The sequence below is a fragment of the Lentzea aerocolonigenes genome (assembly GCF_000955955.1).
GTDB lineage: Bacteria > Actinomycetota > Actinomycetes > Mycobacteriales > Pseudonocardiaceae > Lentzea > Lentzea aerocolonigenes_A.
Window position 1 is genome coordinate 1 of sequence record NZ_JYJG01000233.1, and the last position, 17,650, is coordinate 17,650.

Here is a 17,650-nt window from a genome sequence, read left to right on the forward strand (position 1 = left end):
ACGCCGAACGGGTTGAACAGCACCGGGATGAACACCGCCCAGAACGTGTTGACCAGGCCCGTGCCGGACGCCATCAGGTACAGCGGCAGCGCGAGCACGGTCTGCGGCACCATCACGGCGGCGAGCACGAGTCCGAAGAGCTTCTCCTTGTGCGCAAAGGCGTACTTGTCGAACGCGTAGCCCGCGGCCATCGAGATGAACGAGCTCGCGGCGGCACCGACGACCGCGTACAGGACGCTGTTGAGGTACCAGCGGGGATAGAGGCCCTTGTCCATCGCGAACAGGTCCTTGACGTTGTCCACGAACGAGAAGTTACTGAGCGAGAACAGATCGCTCTGGAACAGTGCGTCGACGTTCTTCGTGGCGGCGAGCAGCAGCCACAGCACCGGCAGCAGGGTGTAGAGCACCGCGATGCCGACGACGACGTTGACGGTGGTGCGGCCGAGGAGGGTCATCAGGCGGCCTTCCTGTTCGTCCAGCGCGTGACGCCGTAGGACAGCGCGATCGTGAAGGCCAGCAGGATCACGGACGCGGCCGCGGCGAGGCCGTAGTTGTTGCGGGTGAAGGCGGCGTCGTAGATGTACATGCTCGGCGAGAACCTGGCGCTGATCATCGGCGTGGACTGGCTGAGCAGCACGGGTTCGGTGAACAGCTGCAGCGCCCAGATCAGCGTGAAGATGCCGACGGTGACGATCGCGCCCTTCACGAGCGGCGCCTTGATCCGGACGGCCTGCTTGACCGGACCGGCGCCGTCCACGACAGACGCTTCGAGCACTTCCCGTGGCACCGCCTGGAGCGCGGCGTAGAAGATCACCATGTTGTAGCCGAGGTTGCTCCACAGGGCGATGTTCACGATCGACGGCAGCACGGTGTGGATGCCGAGGAAGTTGAGGTGGATGTCGCCCTTGGCGAACAGGTCGATGATCGGGCTGAGACCGGGGGTGTAGAGGTAGAGCCAGATCAGGGCCGCGATGATGCCGGGCACGGCGTGCGGCAGGTACAGGCCCATCTGGGCCCAGCCGCGCAGTTTCGCGACGCCGGAGTCGAGCAGCAGCGCGAGGGCGAGCGCGGCGACGACCATGATCGGGATGTAGATCAGGCAGTAGAGCACGACGGTGAGCAGGCCGCCCCGGAACGTCGGGTCGCTCAGCACTGCCGCGTAGCTCCTGAGTCCGACGAACACCGTGCTCTCCGGGCCGAAGCCGAGTCCTGGCTGGTCCTGGGCGAAGAAGCTGAGCCAGATCGCGGTGCCGGTCGGGATGAGGAAGACCGTGACGAGCAGGACGAAGAACGGCGCCATGAGGACGGCGCAGGCGAGTTTGCCCTTCACCGTTCGACCTCCTCTGTGGACAGTCCGAGTGCCTTGAGGTCGGGCATGGTGCCGCTCTGGGCCTCTCGCACCGCGTCGACCAGGGTTCCTTCGCCCGCACCGGCTTTCGCGAAACCGTCCTGCATGACCTTCTGGGTGGCGGTCATCCGCGGGCCCCACACCCAGCCGTCGCGGATCTTGTCGGCTTCCTGCTGGAAGAGCCGGTAGACGTCCTGGCCGCCGTAGTACTCACCGGGGAACGCCTTGGCGCCCGCCGCGACCAGGCCGGGTGCGACCGGGTACTGGCTGCTCGTGCCGCTCTTGAGGCGTGCGGTGAGCGCGGCCGGGTCGGTGGTCTGCCACTCGATGAACTCCATCGCCGCCTCGGGTTGCCGCGAGTCCTTGGTGACCGCGAACGTCGAGCCGCCGTGCGTGCCGACCACCGGCTCGTCCCAGATCGGCATGGGAGCGATGCGCCACTTGCCCTTCTGGCCCGGCCTGGCACGCATCTGGGCGCCCGCGTCCCACGCGCCGCTGAGCCGGGTGAGGATGAGGTCCTGGCCGAGCTGGGCGTCGTGCTGCTTGCTGTCACTGGCGTTGCGGTACACCAGGTCCTCGTCGATGAGGCTCTGCCAGTAGGCCGCGACCTTGCGCGTGGGCGCGTCGGCGAGCGAGACCTGCCACTTGCCGTTGCCGGTGTCGAACCACTGCGCGCCGGCCTGCCAGGCCCAGCACGCGAACTGCATGGCGCCGTCCGTGGGGAACAGCACGAGCTTCTTGTTGCCGAACTTCGCTTTGACCCGTCGCGCGAGGTCGGTGAACTCGTCCCAGGTCTTCGGGGGCTGGAAACCGTTGGCCTCGAACATGTCCGCGCGGTAGTGCAGCACCATCGGCTCGATGTCGAGGGGGACGCTGAAGACGCGGTTGTCGAACGTGGTCAGCTTGAGCGCCTGGGGCAGCAGCTTCTGCTTGAGGCGGTCGGTGACGAGGTCGGTGATGTCCCGCGCGACGCCGTCGATGGCGTAGCCGGGCACCTGCGGGTACTCGATGGTCGCGACGTCGGGTGCGTTGCCCGCGCGGGCGGCGTTGCTGAGCTTCGCGTAGCCGCCCTGACCGCCGGAGGGGATCTGCTGGAAGATCACCCTAATGCGGTTCTGACTCGAGTTGAACGCGTCGACGACCTGCTGGCTACCGCGCAGGGCCGACCAGAACGTGATCTCGACCGGGCCTCCGGCACCGCGGCGCTGCGGGGTGGAACAGGCCGCCAGTGGTGCCGTGAGACCCGCCGCGAGGAGTGTGCGACGACTCAGGCGCATGGTTCGCATCCTGATCGCCTGATCGCTTTGTCGTCAAGAAACGCGCAAACGCTCAGTCGATGAGCGGACCTTCAACTCGGGCAGCAGCTCGATGCGCTCAGCCGACCGGGTCTGGTTGCCCAGCTTCTGGATGAGCAACTGCGCGGCGACCTTGCCGACCTCGGCCTTGGGCGGCGCGACGGCGGTGAGCGGGATGCTGCCGAGTGCCGCGACGACGTCGTCGTACGCGACCACCGAGCACCGTTCCGGCACCTTGATCCCGGCCTCCGTCAGCTGCTGGACCAGCATCAACGCGTCCACGTCACCGTGCAGGACCGTCGCGGTGGCCCGGTGTGCCCTGAGGATGCCGACCAGCCCCGTGTCGGGTGAGCTGCCGACCGTGATGGCGTCCTCGAGGTCCTTGGAGATCTCTTTGAACGCGCTGCGGAGTGCTCTCGCGGTCGGGCTGTCGTCGCGGGCGGCCAGGACGATCCTGCGGTGGCCGAGGTTCGTCAGGTGCTTCACGGCCAGGTGCATGCCGTACCAGTGGTCGGAGCAGACCGAGTTCATCGCCCTGAGCTGTCCGCTCGGCCTTCGTTCCATCAGGACCGTCGGGACGCCCGTGTCCGCGAGCCAGTCGTCGGCTCTTTCCTCTTCCTGCGTGCGCCATCTCGGGGCGATCAGCAGGCCCTGGACCGGCTCGGCCAGCGCTCGTTCGACGATCGGTTTCTCGGCGCCTTTGACCTGCGGCGCGATGTGCAGGACGACTCGCAGGCCGGCTTCTTCGAGAACCTTGCGGGCGCCGTTCATCGTCTCGTACAGGTAGGTGTGCCGCTCGGGCACGACCAGCGCGACCGCGCCGTTCTCCGGGTTCGTGGGCTGCGGTTGTTCGACCGGGGTGATCGGTTTCGCGACGCCGTGCCCGCGGCGGAGTTTGCCGATCCTGGCCAGTTCCTCGACGTCGCGTCTGATCGTGACGATCGAGACGTCGAGCTCGTCGGCCAGATCGCTCACCTTGACCGAGCCCCGGGACGCGACCACGGCCAGAATTCGCTGCCGTCTCGTCTCACCGGGTTCGCGCATGGTCGTCCGCCTGTTCGTTTGATCGCTTTGCGGCGAGCATAACCCGAGGAACGGTCACCGCGCCCACCACAGCACTCGTCGCGGTGATCGCCGCGGCCGTCATGGCCGCCACGTGCAGGGAAACGCTCTCAGCCAGCCACGGACCCGCGATCGCGCCGATCAGCGTCGCGGCCGCTTCGACGGTCAGGAAGATCGCGCTGATCCTGCCGAGCCGGTGGTTTTCGACCCTCCGCTGCACCGCGGTCTGCGGTGCGACGACCGTGACCGATCCGAACATCCCGATCACCACTGCCGCGACCATCGCCGAGGTGAGGTCCTTCGCGTTGAACAGGAGCACGAACCCTCCCGCCGTCGCCAGCTGGGCCGTCGCGAGCACGGTTCTCAACTGGATCCGGTCGAGCCAGCGAACCAGCACCGCGCCACCGAGAAACCCGATGCCGAGCGCCGACAACACCGTTCCGACCTGTGCCGAGCCGCCCAGGTTGTTCATGCCGAACGGGACGAGGAGCGCGCTCAACGCCGCGTTCGCCGCCAGGAACACTCCGGTCAGCGGCAACAACCTTCGCACCAGTGGCGGGGTCTTCGTCGCCGGCCCGTCCGGCGTTCTCGCGATGGGCCTGCTCGCGGTGAACGCGATGGCCGTCGCCGAGATCAGGTAGCTCGCCACGTCCAGCGCGATCACCGCCTCGAAACCGGCCCAGGCGAACAGAACTCCTCCGAGCGTCGGGCCGGCCAGCCTCACCACGCCGTCCGTGGTGGCGTTCCACGAGTTGGCGGCGGCGAGGCCGTCCGGTCCGACGACCGCCGGCACGTGTGCCTGGGCTGCTGGGCGGAACACCACTGCCCCCACGCTTTCCGCTACCAGTGCGAGGTAGATCGCGGCCGGTGTGCCGATGAGCATCGCCGCCACCGCCGTGGCCCTGAACAGATCCGCCGCGATCATCGCCCGGCGCCGGTCCCACCGGTCGACCAGGACTCCCGCCAGTGGCCCGAGCATCAGCACCGGCAGGCACTCGGCGGCCAGTGTCGCTCCGGCCGCGAACACCGAGCCGGTGACCGCGTACATGTGCGCCGGAACCGCCACCACCAGCAGCCACGACCCGAGCAGGCTCACCGCGCGGCCCGTCCACAGGAACCTGAAGTCCCTCATCCCCCAGATACTCATCCTGTCAGAATAGAGACTTGTCACCTGTGTTCTGTCAAGATAGTGGCGTGGATTCTCTCGGACCTGCGCTGCGCGCTCTTCGGCAAGCCAGTGGTCGCACCGTCGCGTCCGTCGCGGCTGATGCCGGGCTGTCTGTGCCGTACATCGCCAACCTCGAGAACGGGCGCGGCAATCCGACCACCGGGGCGCTCGCGCGGCTGGCCGGGGCGCTCGGGACCGAGTTGCGGATCTCGTTCGGGGAGTCGGCTGAAGCGGCTCCCGCGTTGCCGCAGTCGCTGGTGCGGTTGCGGCGGACCGAGCGGTTTCGGCGGGCGGTCGCCTTGATGGACGCCGATCCGGGGGAGGTGATCGCGGCTTTGGCCGCGGTGGGGCGCGTTGTCGAGGCGTCGGAGCCGGATTGGTGGCGGGTTCTGGACGCGATGGTGTTGATTTCCCGGCACCCCGCCTGAAAGCACGCCTGCGGCGACGCGACCGAGCGGATCAGCGAGTTCTCAGCATGCGTGGCATAGCGTCGGCGCGCGAGGGGGTCGAGGATGAAGATCGTGATTCCGGGCGGCACCGGACAGGTCGGTGGCGTGCTGCGCAGGGCGTTGACCGAGGCCGGCCACGAGGTGGTGATCGTCAGCCGGAGCAGCGGCGTGCGCTGGGACGGGCGGACACTCGGCGACTGGGCCGCTGAGATCGACGGCGCCGACGTGGTGATCAACCTGGCAGGGCGGAGCGTCAGCTGCCGGTACACGCGGGAAAACCTGAACGAGATGATGCGGTCGCGGGTCTGCTCGGCGCGAGTGGTCGGCGAGGCCATCAGAAAGGCGGAGAAACCGCCAGCGGTGTGGTTGCAGATGAGCACGGCGACGATCTATGCGCACCGGTTCGACGCCCCCAACGACGAGGCCACCGGAATCATCGGCGGAAACGAGCCCGGGGTGCCGGACTACTGGGGGTTCAGCGTCGGCATCGCGAAGAACTGGGAGGCGGAGCTGGGCGGTGCGGACACTCCGCACACCAGGAAGGTCGCGTTGAGGGCGGCTATGGTGATGAGTCCGGACCGGGGTGGGGTGTTCGACTACCTGTCGTGGATGGCCCGGCTCGGGCTGGGTGGCGCGGTCGCGGGTGGCAGGCAGTACGTGTCGTGGATTCACGACGAGGACTTCGTGCGGGCCGTGGCGCTGTTGATCAGGGAACCGATCGAGGGGGCGGTCAACCTGGCGGCGCCGGAGCCGTTGCCGCAGCGGGATTTCATGCGTGAGCTGCGGAAGGCGTGGCAGATGCCGGTGGCGCTGCCGGCCACGAGGTGGATGGCGGAGATCGGGGCTGCCGTGCTCCGGACCGACACCGAGCTGCTGCTGAAGAGCCGGCGAGTCGTGCCGGGCAGGCTCCAGGAGGCCGGGTTCGAGTTCCGCTTTCCCAACTGGGCCGCGGCGGCGCAGAATCTGGTGGAGCGCAGGAGGTGAGATGCCGAGGATCAACGACGTCGGCGGCCAGGACGGCTTCGGCCCGGTCCTGGAGGAGCTGGACGAACCGCCCTTCCACGCCGACTGGGAAGCACACGTGCTCGCCATGAACCGGGCGCTGATCGGACGCGGGCTGTACAACCTGGACGAGTTCCGGGACGCGGTCGAGCGGACCATGTCGCACCAGTCCTCGTACTACGAGAACTGGTTCCGCGCGATTCAGACGCTCCTGAAGGAGAAGGGGCATGTCTGAGCGGTACGGGGAAGGCACTCGGGTCCGGACGTCCACTGTGGATCCGGACCATCACACCCGGCTGCCCGGCTATGCACGCGGGAAGACGGGCACGGTCATCGGCAGCGATGGAGTGCATCCGCTGGCGGACTTGAGCGCACAAGGGATCGAGCGGAAGCAGCCTGTGTACCTGGTCCGGTTCACGGCACGGGAACTGTTCGGGCAGGGTGATCACACGGTGACGCTGTCCCTCTGGGAGGAATACCTCAGCGATGAGTGACGACCACGACGACTCCCCCATCGCGGCACGGGTGCGCGAGCTGGAAGCGGTCCTGGAGGAGAAGGGACTGCTGGACGCGACCGAGCTCGATCGGGCGTTGGAGGCGTTCGCGCACAAAGCCTCGCCCGCCAACGGCTTCCGGGTCGTGGCGCGGGCGTGGGTGGACGACGGGTTCAAGGCCCGGCTGCTCGCCAACGCCAACGAGGCGTTGCCGGAAGTCGGGTTGTCGATGGGTGGCGGACTGCAGGTACAGCAGCTGCACGTCGTGGAGAACACCGAAGAGGTGCACAACGTGATCGTGTGCACGCTGTGCAGCTGCTACCCGTTGTCACTGCTCGGACCGTCGCCGACCTGGTACAAGAGCCCGGCTTATCGGTCCAAAGTGGTCAGTGAGCCGCGCGAGGTGCTGCGGCAGTTCGGGCTCGAGCTGCCGGCGGCCACGGAGATCCGGGTGTGGGACGCCAACGCCGAGTCGCGGTACATGGTGCTGCCGCGCAGGCCCGCGAACACCGAGAAGCTGACCGAAGAAGAGCTGGCGGGGAGAGTCACGCGCAACGGGCTGATCGGCACCGCGGCGGTCTGAGGCCGCGGTGCCGATCAGCACCACTCAGATGTGCTTCATGATGTTGTCGATCGCCTTGCCGAGCTGCGCGTACTTCTGCGTGTAGAGCACCGGGAACACGTTGGGCGGGTCGGCCGGGCGGTCGGCGTCCACGTAGTCGGTGCCGAGGTTGCAGAACACGACGACGATGTAGTTGCGCTTGTCCTTGCCGCGGAACGACTTCACGATGCCCGCGTCGGAACCGGTGGTGTCGACCCAGCCGGTCTTGTGCGCGAACGTCACCTCAGCGGCGTCGTTGCACGGCCGCACATCGCGGTCGTACACTGCGTCGCCGACCGTCACGGTGCCGTCCGGCTTGATCCAGCGCGACGGCACCTTCTGCGGAATGCCCTGCGTCGGGTAGTCACGACCGCACCAGTTCGGCGTGGACAGCATCTCGTTGTGGCCCTGGCCCGCGAGCGTGTCCTGGAAGAACTTCCGGGACGAGTACGACAGCTCGTTCCTGGTGACCTGCTTGCCCTGGTCGGTCGTCCACAGCACGCCCGGACCGCCGTTGACCAGGAGCAGGAGCTTCGCGGTGTCGAGACCGCTCATGTTCGAGTCGATCCAGCGCCCACCGTTGCCGGGAATCGAGCCGCGGTGCATGAGGGTCGGCATGCCGAGGTCGACGAACGTCTGGTTGACGAGATCCCACGCGTTCAGGTCGTAGATCAGCTTGATCAACGCGCAGGTGGACTCGTTCTGCGACTTGGTGATCATCTCGTCGAAGTGCTGGCGGATCTTCTTCACCGACGGGCCGCCGCACGCCTCGCGCACCGGGTTCGGGTCGTAGACGTAGTCGGCGTCGAGGTCGACGCGGCCCTGGTCGGCCAGGCGCAGCACGCCGAAGGCGACCATCAGCTTCAGCACGGAGGCCGGGTACGGCGAGGAGAAGTCGATCGCCGCGTTCTCCCGGCCGGCCAGCACGTCACGCGTGCCCTTGCCGCCGTTGGCGTCCCACTCGTCGTCGTCCCACCAGCGGTACCGAACCTGGTCGGTCGACAGTCCCTTGTGCTTGACCGGCACGACCACGCCGTTCGGGTACTGCGGGCTGAGCAGCACGTTCGCCACCGAGGCAGGCCGCCCCAACGGGTCGAGCTCGATGATCGCCGCGTCCATGTTCGGCGTCTGGTGCAACGGTTTGCCCGCCGCGGCCATCCGCAGCCGGGCCCGGTTCATCAGCTCGGCGGGCGACGCGTCGTACTTCTCCCGCGGCCCCGCTGCCGACCGCGCCCCTGGCTGCGGCGGCGTGAGGTCGATGACGTCCTTGAAGTTCTGCGCGACGATCGCCTCGCGCAGCTTCTCCGCCAACGAGTGGTGGGTCTCGTCGGCAACAGCGACGGGTGCCAGCGCGGCACCCGTCAGCGTCAGCGCCGTGCAGAGCACGGTGATGCGCTTGAGTTTCATTCACTCCCCCAGTCGAAGTGGATCTCACAAAATCGTACTGCGTCACTCGCAGCGTGCGTCCTTCGTAGTCCCTTCCACGGAGATCCGCACGTTGCCAGGTCTCAGTTCGCCGAGCACGCAGGCGGCCGGCACGGTGATCACGAACGCCACGCCGGTGACCGTCTCGTCGGCGCGGAACACCCGCGCGTCCTGCCCGGCAAGCGCTTTCCTCGTGCTGTCGAGCGAGAAGTCACCCGACGCGCACACCTGCTCCAGCGCCGGTCGGATCTTAGCCGCGACCTCGTTCCCGGCGACGTTCCCCTCCGGTGACAACGGTTCGCGCGCCACCCGCGGGATCAGCGGGGCGGGCACGGCCTGCACGGTCGTGGGGTCGGGCGTGCACGACCTCGGCGGCAGTCGCGTCGGCGCCGTGCGCGGAACGAGCTCGACGCTCGCAGACCCGATCGGTCTCTCGAGGGTCAGCACCGGGTCAGTGGCCACGACGGTCCCGCCGCACCCGGCGCACCCCAGCAACAGGACCAGCAAACCCAGTGCGCGCCTCATCAGTGCGACCTCGGTTCGTAGCAGGAGCCCTCGCCGGTGGTGCCGTCGAGGAAGATCCGCACGAGACCCGGCGCCAGGTCGCCGAGCACGCAGGTCACCCGTTCGGAAGGCCCGTTCGACACGGTGATCGAGTACCCGACGAACGCCTGGTCGGGATGGTCCCGCACCACGTACGCGTCGTATCCGGTCAGTGCCTTCCTCGTGCCGTCGACGGAGAAGTCGCCCGACGCGCACACCTGCTCCAGCAAGGGCCTGATGCGAGCGACCGTGTCACGTCCGGTCTGGACACCGCGGGCGTTCAACGGTTTGCGCTGCTTCCAGCCGTTGTTCTCAGCGTTGTGCGGCGCCACATCAGGATTGACGCCAGAGCTGGGCCCCGGCGGCTGAGGTGGCGCCGGTTTCGGCACGTGCTCCTCGACCTGGCACGGCCCCGTGGGCGTCGCACTGGTGGACTCCGGACCAGTCGTCGGCACGATCGTCGGCATCTCATCCGCCGTTTTCAGCTCAACCTGACCGCACGCCGCGCACAGCAGCACAGCGGCCAGTGCCCCCAGCACTCTCGCCATGAGCAGCACTCTGGCACAACACACGCCGAAAGGTCAGTGAACCGGCTGAACCGCAGGCGTGTTCTCGACCGACCGCACCGACCGCGACGCCACCATGAACAGCGTGGCGAGCACCTGGATCACCGCGCAGGCGAGCAGCGTCGTGGTGATGCCGACAGCACCCGACACCGGCCCGACCACGAGCTGGGCCAGCGGGATGGCCGCGATCGACCCGAGCATGTCGTAGGAGTAGACCCGCGCGAGCCGATCCGCCGGCACGTGGTGCTGCAGCGAGGTCTCCCAGGCGATGCCGAACTGCTCCATGCACACACCGCAGACGAAAGCGGCGACCATGAGCACCCAGGGCACCGGGTACAGGGCCAGCGTCAACGGCAGCAGACCGACCGCCGCCGTGCACGCGCAGCCGAGCAGCAGCAGGCGTCGTACGCGCAGACGCATCGCGAGGAACGCACCGGCGACCATGCCCGCGGTCTGCACGGCCAGCACCAGGCCCCAGGTCTCGCGGCCGATCACGGTGTCCGCGATGACCGGGCCGAGGACCATCGTGCCGGCCGCGTGCTCCGCGTTGACGAACACGAACGCCACGACCACGATCCACACCCACGGCCGCGAGACGAACTCCGTCCACCCGACGCGCATCTCCGACAGCACACCCGGTTTGTGCGCGGCGGCGACACGGGCGGCCGGCACCCGCACGAACGAGAACGCCAGCCCGGCCAGTGCGAACGTCAGCGCGTCCACCGCGAGTCCCCACCCCGGTCCGGCGAACGCGATCAGCAGACCGCCCAGCGACGAGCCGGCGATCACCGACGAGTTCAACCCGAGGCGCAGCACCGCGTTCGCCTGTTGCCGCTGCTCGACGGGCACGGTCTGCGGGACCAGAGCACCGGAGGCGGGGAACGAGAAGGCGCTCGACATGCCGTTGACGGCGGAGAGCACGATGAACGCCGGGATCGACACGGATCCGGTCAGCACGAGAACAGCCAGCAGGGCCTGGCTCAGGAACGACACCGCGGACGACCCGACGAGCACGTACTGCCGGGGCAGGCGGTCCGCGACGACACCGCCCCACAGCAGGAAGGCCACGTTCGCGATCGACCGTGCGGCGACCACGATGCCGAGAGTGGTGACCGACGACGTCACGTCGCGCACGGCGAACACGAGCGCGATCTGCGCCATCGAGTTGCCGGCCATGGTCGTGACCCGGGCTGTGAGCAGCCAACGAAAAGCTGGATGCGCCAATGGCGCGAACGAATCCCCCATGGGAAGTGAACCTAACAGCGGGAGCCGCCCGATCTGGAGGATCGAGCGGCTCCCGCGTCATCGCACGCGAGGGTGCGATGAGGCGATGACCACCGCGGCGGCGACGGTCACCAGGTTCTTCAGGATGTACTGGGCTTCGAACGACGCCTGCAGCGGACCGGACCACATCTCGCCGGGGAACAACACCAGCGGTGTCGACACCAGCACGACGTGACCGATCAGCAGGACAGCGCACAATCGTGGTGCGCGGAAGCTCAGCAGAACCAGTGCGATCCCGATTTCCGTGATCGCGGCACTCAATCGAGCCAAATCCCCGGTGATGATCCCGAACGTCAAAGCGGAAACAGTGCGTTCGACGAGATCTTGGGCAGGGCTGCCACCGGGAAAGAGCTTCAGCACGCCGAACCAGAGGTACACGACCCCCAGTCCGATGCGAAGCAGCGGAATTCCGGCCTCCCGCGTGAAACGGGTGATCCGTTGTTCAGCGGATTCGCGGCGTGTGGTTTCTGGACGCAACATCGATCTCCCTCTCCTGTCTGGCTGCCACCACCCAGCCAGACAGGAGGAACGAGGAAGATCAGCTGCCTGCGGGCTTTTCCCCGAGCGGGTTCAGCAGGTCGGTCTTGCCCTCGAAGGCGAACAGCAGCAGGTCGACCATGCGGAACGTGCTGGAGTCCGGTCCGAGCGTCGGCCGCCAGTACGGCGAGCGCACGATCGAGATCCGGCTGCCCTCGATGGCCCGGTGGAACACCTCGGCCGTCAACCGGCCGCCCACGGGACCCATGCGACCGTTGTTGAACTCCGCCTCGCGCAGGACGTAGAACCACAACGGCGTCGCCTCGACCAGCTGCGCCTTCTGCTCGTCGGTCAACGAGTCCAGGTTCGCGCCACCGTTGCCGGTGAGGATCTGCTCGGCGCTGAGCGGCTCGACCCCGAAGAGCTCCGCGATCTGCTGACCGCTGGCGAGCTCCATCATGTTCGCCCTGGTCAGGTTGCGGAACGCGAGGTTGCGCTGGATCTCCGGGAACTGCGTGCCGCGGCCGCCGAACGTGCCGGCCGGCAGCTGCCGCAGCGGGTTGACCAGCAGCGTGTCGATCCTCTTGGTGACGTTGCCGCCGCCGGAGTCCGCCGGGGGCACCAGGTCGTCCCGGTCCGCCTCGGTGAAGTCGTAGAGGCGGCGGAAGTCCGCGATCCAGTTGCTGGGCAGCGTGAGCGTGTCGCCCCTGTTCACGTCGTCCAGGTCGGCCGGCAGCTGCGACCCGGGGTCGAAGTTGCCGCTGGTACCGGTGAACACGAACAGCAGGAACAGCGACGCGATCGGGCCGGGCCCGGTCGAGTTGAACACGCGGTTCCACTGGTAGGCACCGCGGATCATGCTGTGCCCGAGCCGGTAGGACGCGACCGAGAACTCGATCGGCATCGTCGGCGTGTTGTCCCGGCGGTAGTGCTTGCCGGGCACCTCGAAGAACTTGCGGCCGTTGGTGAAGACGTCGTCCACGATCGCGGGGTCGATGATCCGCGGCAGGAAGTCGGTCTTCAGCATGAACTGGTAGTGCCGGACCACCAGTTCCTTGGCGGCGCGGAACAGCCGTTCCCCGGTGAGGCCGGTGAGCGCGAGCTCGTCGACCACCCGGTTGTGGAAGCGGATGAACGCCAGGTGCGTCTGCGCGATGACGAGGTTCTCGTCGTTGCGCGGGTCCGGGATCAGCGGCGAGCGCCGATCCGCCGGCGTGCCCGCGGTGCCACCGCGGCGCGGCAGGTCGAAGCCCTCGAACGGCACGTTGGTGCCCTGGTCCGGGAACCCGACCGGCGTCGTGGTGCCGACCTTGAGCTTCACGCCGTCCTCGGCGTAGAAGGCCTGGTCGTCCTTGTCGCGCGGACCGCGGCCGTAGACCGAGTCGAGGTCCAGCGCGGGCGAACGGCCCTGCAGCAGGTCGTCCACGTTGGTGTCCTGGCCGAGCTGCGACTCGGTGCGGTCCATCGTGAGGTCGTGGTCGACGAACTGGCCGAGGTAGGTGAACCCCGCCGGCACGGCCGGGTCTGCCGAGTCGGGCTGCGCCACCGTCGGCTCCGGCGTCATCGCGAGAGCGAGGGCTTCCCGCAACGCCTCGTCCGTGCGCGGGCCCTTGGGCCCGAGCCGCGAGAACCGGAACCTGCGCAACTCCTCCGCCGTGGAGGGCTGACGCGTGATGGCCTCACCGTTGTCGTCGAATTCCAGCACACCTTCGCCCACGACGAAGAAACTGTCGCGCGAGTGCCTCTTCATATAATCCCCCTGTATCCCCTCCGTCAGGCGACCTGTTCTCCCCAACAAGCACCTGCCCCACGGCCAAGTCTCCAGACGGAGGAAATTACCGTCGAAGGTTTTGGCCAAAACCAAAACGTCGTCACAGAGCGGATACGAGGTGGTCCGGAATTTCCGTGAACACCGGCAGTTCCGACATCTGCGCGGCCAATGTCCCAGCAGTGCTGTGGTAGGCCTTCACGTCGAGCACCTGAGTGATCTTTTCGGCCAGCGCGTCCGCGGTCAGTCCTTTCACTTCCACGTGCACGCCGGTTTTCAGCTCCTCGGCTTTCGCGGCGTTGCGCGGCTGGTCGGCGAACAACGGCACCGCGACCATCGGGACGCCCGCGGTCAACGCCTCGCGCACGCTGCTGTAGCCCGCGTGCGTCACGAACACCTCGGCGGTGTTGAGCAGTTGCTGCTGCGGGATCTCCGGCCGCAGTTCGACGTTGGCCGGCCGCGGACCGGTCCACTCGCCCGTGCCGATCGCGAGGACCGAGCGCACCGGGAGCCGGCCCAGTGCGTCCGCGACGACGTGCAGGAGCTTCGAGCCGCTGAACAGCAGGCCCGCGTTGGTGCCGAAGGTGGCGACGACCTCCGGGCCGTCCGCCGTGGTCTGGTCGGTCGGCACGCGGAAGTGGTGCTGGGCCGGGTGCCAGTACGGCGGCGTGAGGCCCGCGGTGAACACCGGATCGGTGCCCGCGACGTGGAACCGGGCGCGCACCTTGTCCTTGCGCTCGTCGAGCCGTTCGATCTCCAGCGGCGCGAACGGGGCGATGTCGACGACCGCGTGCGGGATGCCGAGCACCTCGGCCGCGATCTGGCCGCCGTACTCGCTGGTCTCCCGCACGATGACGTCGGGACGCCAGTTGCGGGCGAAGTCGAGGAGGTTGGCCGCCGCCCTGACCACCAGCTCGTCCGCGAACAGCGGCACGTCCAGGGTGCCGTCGCGTTCCGGGATCCACGGTGGCGGGGGGCCGAAGTCGCCCGGCGCCGGGATGTCCGGCATGACGACGGTGTGCTCGAGGTGCGCCATGGCCGGCCCTGTCGCGATCACCGCGTCGTGCCCCTTCTCGCGGAACGCCCTGGCGAGAGGCACCACCGTCGGCATCAGGTGGGAGTGGATGGGCAACGAGGTCAGCAGAACGCGCACGTGGGTCCCCTTCTCGGCGTGTACTTCGAGAGAACTCCCCGGATGTTCGCGCGCTCAACTCGAAAACCGGTCAGCGGACCACGTTTGGTGCTCGACGATGTGGGTACCTCTGCTGGATGTTCGCAGTCACGGTGACCGAGTCGTCGCCTGCCTCCACCCTTCTCACCGTCTCCGGTGAACTGGCAGGTGCCGGCGCGGAACGACTTCTCTCCCGGCTCGACCGCCTCCTCGACCAGGGCCACCGCTACGTCGTCCTGGACCTGACCGCCGTCTCCTTCTGCGACTCCAGCGGGATCAGCGCGCTCGTGCGAGGCCACGCGCGCGCTTCCGCCGCCGCTGGTGGGTTGCGCCTGTCCGCCGCGTCCGATCAGGTGACGCGCGTGCTGGAACTGTCCGGACTGGCGCGGATGCTCGGACTTCCGTCCACAGTGGTCACACCGTGACGACGAGCTTGCCCGTGGTGTGCGATCTGGCGAAGTCCACACACGCCTGAGGGCCCTCGTCGAGGGTGTAGTGCCGGCCGATGGTCGCCGGCAGCAAGCCTTGTACGGCTGCTTCGGCGACCTCGCGCATGCCGCCCAGTTCGCCGTCGAGGTCCAGCACGAACCTGGTGTCGACGTCGTACCGGCCGGGTTCGGGCACCGGGTAGGTGATGGTGAGCAGCTGACCGCCCGGGCTCACCGCTGCCGCGATTCTGTCGAGCTCGTCACTCGGCAGCGCGAGGTTGTACGCCGCGTCGGCCGCGGGATAGCTGTCGGTGTAGCCGATGGTGTGCTTGGCGCCGAGGTCGCGGAGCAGCTCGGCGTCCTCGGCGGTGGCCGTGGCGACGACCTCGACGCCTGCCGCGGCGAGCAACGGCACCAGTGCGGTGCCGACTCCTCCCGTCGCACCCACGACCAGCGCGGTCGCTTTCGGTTGTGCGGTCAGCAGGAGTGCCCGCGCGGTCAGGCCCGCCGTGGCGAGCGCGGCCGCGTGCTGGACGCTCAGGCTCGGCGGGCGGTGCGCCAGCAGCGGGGTGTCGGCCTCGAACACCGCGTACTCGGCCAGCGAACCGGTGCTCAGCGACGGCCGCGGGCCGGCCAGTTCCCGGACCGCCTGCGGCAGGGCCAGGCCGAAGATCTCGTCACCCTCGCTGAACACCGTGACGCCCTCGCCGGTTTCGACGACCGTGCCGGCGAAGTCGTTGCCGGGTACGCGGGATGTGCCCAGGGGCATGACGTCGGCCTGGTTGATCGAGGCCGCGGCGATGCGCACCAGGAGCTGTCCTGGTCCTGGGCGCGGCACCGGCACGTCGCCGACGACGTAGTTCTCCGGCGGACCGGTCGCGATGACTGCTTTCACGTTCATCCCCCTAAGCGGACCGTATGGTCACCTTAGGATGCTCGAAACGGACCGTGCGGTCAACTTTGCTAGTCTGCGTGACGTGTCTTTGCGTGCCGATGCCGCTCGGAACCGCTCGTCGCTGCTGACAGCGGCGGTGGAGGTGTTCGCGGAGCAGGGTGCGGACGCGCCGATCTCGGCCGTCGCCGCACGGGCGGGGCTCGGCAAGGGCACCGTGTTCCGGCACTTCCCCACCAAGGACGACCTGATCGCGGCGATCGTGCTGGACCGCGTGGACCGGTTGACCCGGCTGGCCGCGGAGCTGATCGAGGCGCCGGACGCGGGTGCGGCGGTGCTGGAGTTCATGCGGCACGCGGCCCGGCAACGGCAGCGGCTCGACCTGTCGTTCCTGGCCGCCGACCTGGGGGTGGAGGTCGGTGAGGCGCAGCTGCGGATGTCCCTGGCCATCACCGCGCTGGTCGACCGGGCGCGCGCTGAAGGCGCGTTGCGGGCCGACGTCACCGGTACCGACGTGATGCTGCTGATGTGCGTGCCGAACGACGTGGTGAAGCACGTGCCCGACGCGCGGCCTGATCTGTGGGAACGCTATCTGGCGATCCTCTTCGACGGGCTGCGGCCGGAAGGCGCCCGGCCGCTGCCGCCGTTCTGACCGTCTACTTGGCACAGACCTCGGTCATGGCCTCGGTCAAGGCGTTCTCGTGCAACCGATCGAGGTGGTGCAGCACGACCGCCGACCGTTCCGCGATGGTCGCGTGGATCTCGCACTTCAGGGTGGGACGGCGGAGCTGTTCGGTGTCCTTGAGCTCGGCGAGGATGTCGGTCGTGAGCCGGTCGAGGATCGGGCGCACCTCGGTGCCCAGGTCCGGCTTGTGCTGGGGGACTTCCTCGGGATGCTCGGTCCAGCGCGCGTAGAGGCCGCGCTGCACCAGCTTGTTCGCCTCGATCTGAGCGCGGAAGAAGCGGGCCGCGTTCTCCGGGTCGAGGCCGAGCTGCCCGGCCTTGGTGCGCACGGTGTCGAGCACGACCTGTTCGCGCGCGGGGTCGTCGATGGGCTGGGACGTGCCGAACTTGGCCGCTGCCACCAGGTCTGCCACCTCGATGCGCCGCACCGCGAGGTCGGTCAGCTCGCCGAGCGGACCGACGGACGTGAGCGACGCGGCGAGGGTGACTGCTACCGCCAGGATCCTCATGATCTCCGAGAGTGCCATGATGGCGGGGTGGAGTCCACGCGCATCGACCGTTGGCTGTGGGCGGTCCGGCTGACGAAGACCCGCCCGGACGCCGCCCAGGCGTGCCGGGGCGGCCACGTGCGCATCAACGACAAGCCCGCGAAGCCGTCGGCGATCGTCGTGCCCGGCGACCAGGTGCGGGCGCGGGTCGGCGACAAGACGAAGATCGTCGAGGTCGTGCGGGTGATCCAGAAGCGGGTGGGCGCGGCGGACGCGGCCACGTGCTTCATCGACCGCACTCCCCCGCCACCGCCGGACATCCCCATCGCGCGGCGGGACCGGGGCGCGGGGCGGCCCACGAAGCGCGAGCGGCGGGTGCTGGACCAGTTCAGGTCCCAGCAATGACCGGTGGCGCGACGTTCCGGGCCACGCCACTAGTAGTGCTTTGCCGGGTCAGCAAGAACCCGGGGCGTCAGACGCTTCGATAGTCGCGTTCTCACAGCTC

General features: G+C 68.4%; 21 protein-coding genes and 1 pseudogene. 8 read left to right on the forward strand and 14 right to left on the reverse strand.

Annotated elements, in window-relative coordinates; translation table 11 throughout:
- The 5 genes and pseudogenes from UK23_RS28140 to UK23_RS28160 all read right to left on the reverse strand — a co-directional run.
- Positions 1–455, reverse strand: a pseudogene (locus UK23_RS28140) (carbohydrate ABC transporter permease); the annotation flags it as partial.
- Positions 455–1,330: a carbohydrate ABC transporter permease gene (locus tag UK23_RS28145; RefSeq protein WP_045314675.1), complete on the reverse strand. Its 876-nt coding sequence runs from the start codon at positions 1,328–1,330 to the stop codon at positions 455–457. The gene UK23_RS28145 and the pseudogene UK23_RS28140, both read right to left, overlap by 1 nt.
- Positions 1,327–2,625 carry an ABC transporter substrate-binding protein gene (locus tag UK23_RS28150; protein WP_045314676.1) on the reverse strand — a complete coding sequence of 433 codons (1,299 nt, stop codon included), beginning with the start codon at positions 2,623–2,625 and terminating at the stop codon, positions 1,327–1,329. Before UK23_RS28150 ends, UK23_RS28145 begins: the two co-directional genes overlap by 4 nt.
- 33 nt (positions 2,626–2,658) lie before the next feature.
- A complete protein-coding gene (locus UK23_RS28155; protein ID WP_045314677.1) occupies positions 2,659–3,687 on the reverse strand; it encodes a substrate-binding domain-containing protein in 1,029 nt (342 codons plus the stop codon).
- A complete protein-coding gene (locus tag UK23_RS28160; RefSeq protein ID WP_052685127.1) occupies positions 3,671–4,837 on the reverse strand; it encodes an MFS transporter in 1,167 nt (388 codons plus the stop codon). Before UK23_RS28160 ends, UK23_RS28155 begins: the two co-directional genes overlap by 17 nt.
- Positions 4,838–4,899: 62 nt before the next feature.
- Between UK23_RS28160 and UK23_RS28165 the strand changes: the two genes are divergently transcribed.
- The 5 genes from UK23_RS28165 (at position 4,900) to UK23_RS28185 (ending at position 7,401) form a co-directional block, all read left to right on the forward strand.
- Positions 4,900–5,301, forward strand: a complete 402-nt coding sequence (locus UK23_RS28165) for a helix-turn-helix domain-containing protein (RefSeq protein WP_196777924.1) — start codon at positions 4,900–4,902, stop codon at positions 5,299–5,301.
- 84 nt (positions 5,302–5,385) lie between these two features.
- Complete coding sequence (locus UK23_RS28170) at positions 5,386–6,306, forward strand: epimerase (RefSeq protein WP_045314679.1); 921 nt, start codon at positions 5,386–5,388, stop codon at positions 6,304–6,306.
- A gap of 1 nt (position 6,307) precedes the next feature.
- A complete protein-coding gene (locus UK23_RS28175) occupies positions 6,308–6,559 on the forward strand; it encodes an SH3-like domain-containing protein (RefSeq protein WP_045314680.1) in 252 nt (83 codons plus the stop codon).
- Complete coding sequence (locus UK23_RS28180; protein ID WP_045314681.1) at positions 6,552–6,818, forward strand: SH3-like domain-containing protein; 267 nt, start codon at positions 6,552–6,554, stop codon at positions 6,816–6,818. Before UK23_RS28175 ends, UK23_RS28180 begins: the two co-directional genes overlap by 8 nt.
- The gene (locus UK23_RS28185; protein ID WP_045314682.1) at positions 6,811–7,401 is read left to right on the forward strand and encodes a nitrile hydratase subunit alpha; all 591 of its coding nucleotides are present in this window, start codon (positions 6,811–6,813) and stop codon (positions 7,399–7,401) included. Before UK23_RS28180 ends, UK23_RS28185 begins: the two co-directional genes overlap by 8 nt.
- Positions 7,402–7,425: 24 nt before the next feature.
- Here the strand turns inward: UK23_RS28185 and UK23_RS28190 are convergent, their stop codons facing one another.
- The 7 genes from UK23_RS28190 to UK23_RS28220 form a co-directional block, all read right to left on the reverse strand.
- Positions 7,426–8,826, reverse strand: coding sequence for a serine hydrolase (locus UK23_RS28190; protein WP_082115033.1), 1,401 nt, complete (start codon positions 8,824–8,826; stop codon positions 7,426–7,428).
- Between the two features lie 42 nt (positions 8,827–8,868).
- A complete protein-coding gene (locus tag UK23_RS28195; protein ID WP_045314683.1) occupies positions 8,869–9,369 on the reverse strand; it encodes a hypothetical protein in 501 nt (166 codons plus the stop codon).
- Positions 9,369–9,935, reverse strand: a complete 567-nt coding sequence (locus UK23_RS49010) for a hypothetical protein (RefSeq protein ID WP_156213441.1) — start codon at positions 9,933–9,935, stop codon at positions 9,369–9,371. Before UK23_RS49010 ends, UK23_RS28195 begins: the two co-directional genes overlap by 1 nt.
- 33 nt (positions 9,936–9,968) lie before the next feature.
- On the reverse strand, positions 9,969–11,198 hold the full coding sequence (locus UK23_RS28205) for an MFS transporter (RefSeq protein ID WP_045314684.1): 1,230 nt from the start codon (positions 11,196–11,198) through the stop codon (positions 9,969–9,971).
- A gap of 57 nt (positions 11,199–11,255) precedes the next feature.
- Complete coding sequence (locus UK23_RS28210; RefSeq protein WP_052685129.1) at positions 11,256–11,717, reverse strand: DoxX family protein; 462 nt, start codon at positions 11,715–11,717, stop codon at positions 11,256–11,258.
- 58 nt (positions 11,718–11,775) lie between these two features.
- The gene (locus UK23_RS28215) at positions 11,776–13,464 is read right to left on the reverse strand and encodes a peroxidase family protein (protein WP_045314685.1); all 1,689 of its coding nucleotides are present in this window, start codon (positions 13,462–13,464) and stop codon (positions 11,776–11,778) included.
- Positions 13,465–13,585: 121 nt separating this feature from the next.
- Positions 13,586–14,635 (reverse strand): glycosyltransferase, encoded by a 1,050-nt coding sequence (locus tag UK23_RS28220; RefSeq protein WP_045314686.1) that lies wholly within the window; start codon positions 14,633–14,635, stop codon positions 13,586–13,588.
- Between the two features lie 116 nt (positions 14,636–14,751).
- Between UK23_RS28220 and UK23_RS28225 the strand changes: the two genes are divergently transcribed.
- A complete protein-coding gene (locus UK23_RS28225; RefSeq protein ID WP_045314687.1) occupies positions 14,752–15,078 on the forward strand; it encodes an STAS domain-containing protein in 327 nt (108 codons plus the stop codon).
- Here the strand turns inward: UK23_RS28225 and UK23_RS28230 are convergent.
- Positions 15,068–15,976: an NADP-dependent oxidoreductase gene (locus tag UK23_RS28230; protein ID WP_045314693.1), complete on the reverse strand. Its 909-nt coding sequence runs from the start codon at positions 15,974–15,976 to the stop codon at positions 15,068–15,070. The genes UK23_RS28225 and UK23_RS28230 overlap by 11 nt on opposite strands.
- A gap of 82 nt (positions 15,977–16,058) precedes the next feature.
- Here UK23_RS28230 and UK23_RS28235 point away from each other — a divergent pair, with 82 nt between their 5' ends.
- On the forward strand, positions 16,059–16,625 hold the full coding sequence (locus UK23_RS28235; RefSeq protein WP_231114712.1) for a TetR/AcrR family transcriptional regulator: 567 nt from the start codon (positions 16,059–16,061) through the stop codon (positions 16,623–16,625).
- Positions 16,626–16,629: 4 nt separating this feature from the next.
- Here the strand turns inward: UK23_RS28235 and UK23_RS28240 are convergent, their stop codons facing one another.
- Complete coding sequence (locus tag UK23_RS28240; protein WP_045314689.1) at positions 16,630–17,184, reverse strand: chorismate mutase; 555 nt, start codon at positions 17,182–17,184, stop codon at positions 16,630–16,632.
- A gap of 9 nt (positions 17,185–17,193) precedes the next feature.
- Here UK23_RS28240 and UK23_RS28245 point away from each other — a divergent pair, with 9 nt between their 5' ends.
- On the forward strand, positions 17,194–17,550 hold the full coding sequence (locus UK23_RS28245) for an RNA-binding S4 domain-containing protein (protein WP_231114714.1): 357 nt from the start codon (positions 17,194–17,196) through the stop codon (positions 17,548–17,550).
- Positions 17,551–17,650 lie beyond the last annotated feature (100 nt).

Bases quoted from the DNA above. Each gene is read 5' to 3' on its own strand.
- UK23_RS28215 (WP_045314685.1), bottom strand. From the start codon at position 13,464: ATGAAGAGGCACTCGCGCGACAGTTTCTTCGTCGTGGGCGAAGGTGTG.
- UK23_RS28240 (WP_045314689.1), bottom strand. From the start codon at position 17,184: ATGGCACTCTCGGAGATCATGAGGATCCTGGCGGTAGCAGTCACCCTC.
- UK23_RS28225 (WP_045314687.1), top strand. From the start codon at position 14,752: ATGTTCGCAGTCACGGTGACCGAGTCGTCGCCTGCCTCCACCCTTCTC.
- UK23_RS28175 (WP_045314680.1), top strand. From the start codon at position 6,308: ATGCCGAGGATCAACGACGTCGGCGGCCAGGACGGCTTCGGCCCGGTC.
- UK23_RS28205 (WP_045314684.1), bottom strand. From the start codon at position 11,198: ATGGGGGATTCGTTCGCGCCATTGGCGCATCCAGCTTTTCGTTGGCTG.
- UK23_RS28190 (WP_082115033.1), bottom strand. From the start codon at position 8,826: ATGAAACTCAAGCGCATCACCGTGCTCTGCACGGCGCTGACGCTGACG.
- UK23_RS28150 (WP_045314676.1), bottom strand. From the start codon at position 2,625: ATGCGCCTGAGTCGTCGCACACTCCTCGCGGCGGGTCTCACGGCACCA.
- UK23_RS28170 (WP_045314679.1), top strand. From the start codon at position 5,386: ATGAAGATCGTGATTCCGGGCGGCACCGGACAGGTCGGTGGCGTGCTG.
- UK23_RS28185 (WP_045314682.1), top strand. From the start codon at position 6,811: ATGAGTGACGACCACGACGACTCCCCCATCGCGGCACGGGTGCGCGAG.
- UK23_RS28210 (WP_052685129.1), bottom strand. From the start codon at position 11,717: ATGTTGCGTCCAGAAACCACACGCCGCGAATCCGCTGAACAACGGATC.
- UK23_RS28155 (WP_045314677.1), bottom strand. From the start codon at position 3,687: ATGCGCGAACCCGGTGAGACGAGACGGCAGCGAATTCTGGCCGTGGTC.
- UK23_RS28195 (WP_045314683.1), bottom strand. From the start codon at position 9,369: ATGAGGCGCGCACTGGGTTTGCTGGTCCTGTTGCTGGGGTGCGCCGGG.
- UK23_RS28160 (WP_052685127.1), bottom strand. From the start codon at position 4,837: ATGAGGGACTTCAGGTTCCTGTGGACGGGCCGCGCGGTGAGCCTGCTC.
- UK23_RS28180 (WP_045314681.1), top strand. From the start codon at position 6,552: ATGTCTGAGCGGTACGGGGAAGGCACTCGGGTCCGGACGTCCACTGTG.
- UK23_RS49010 (WP_156213441.1), bottom strand. From the start codon at position 9,935: ATGGCGAGAGTGCTGGGGGCACTGGCCGCTGTGCTGCTGTGCGCGGCG.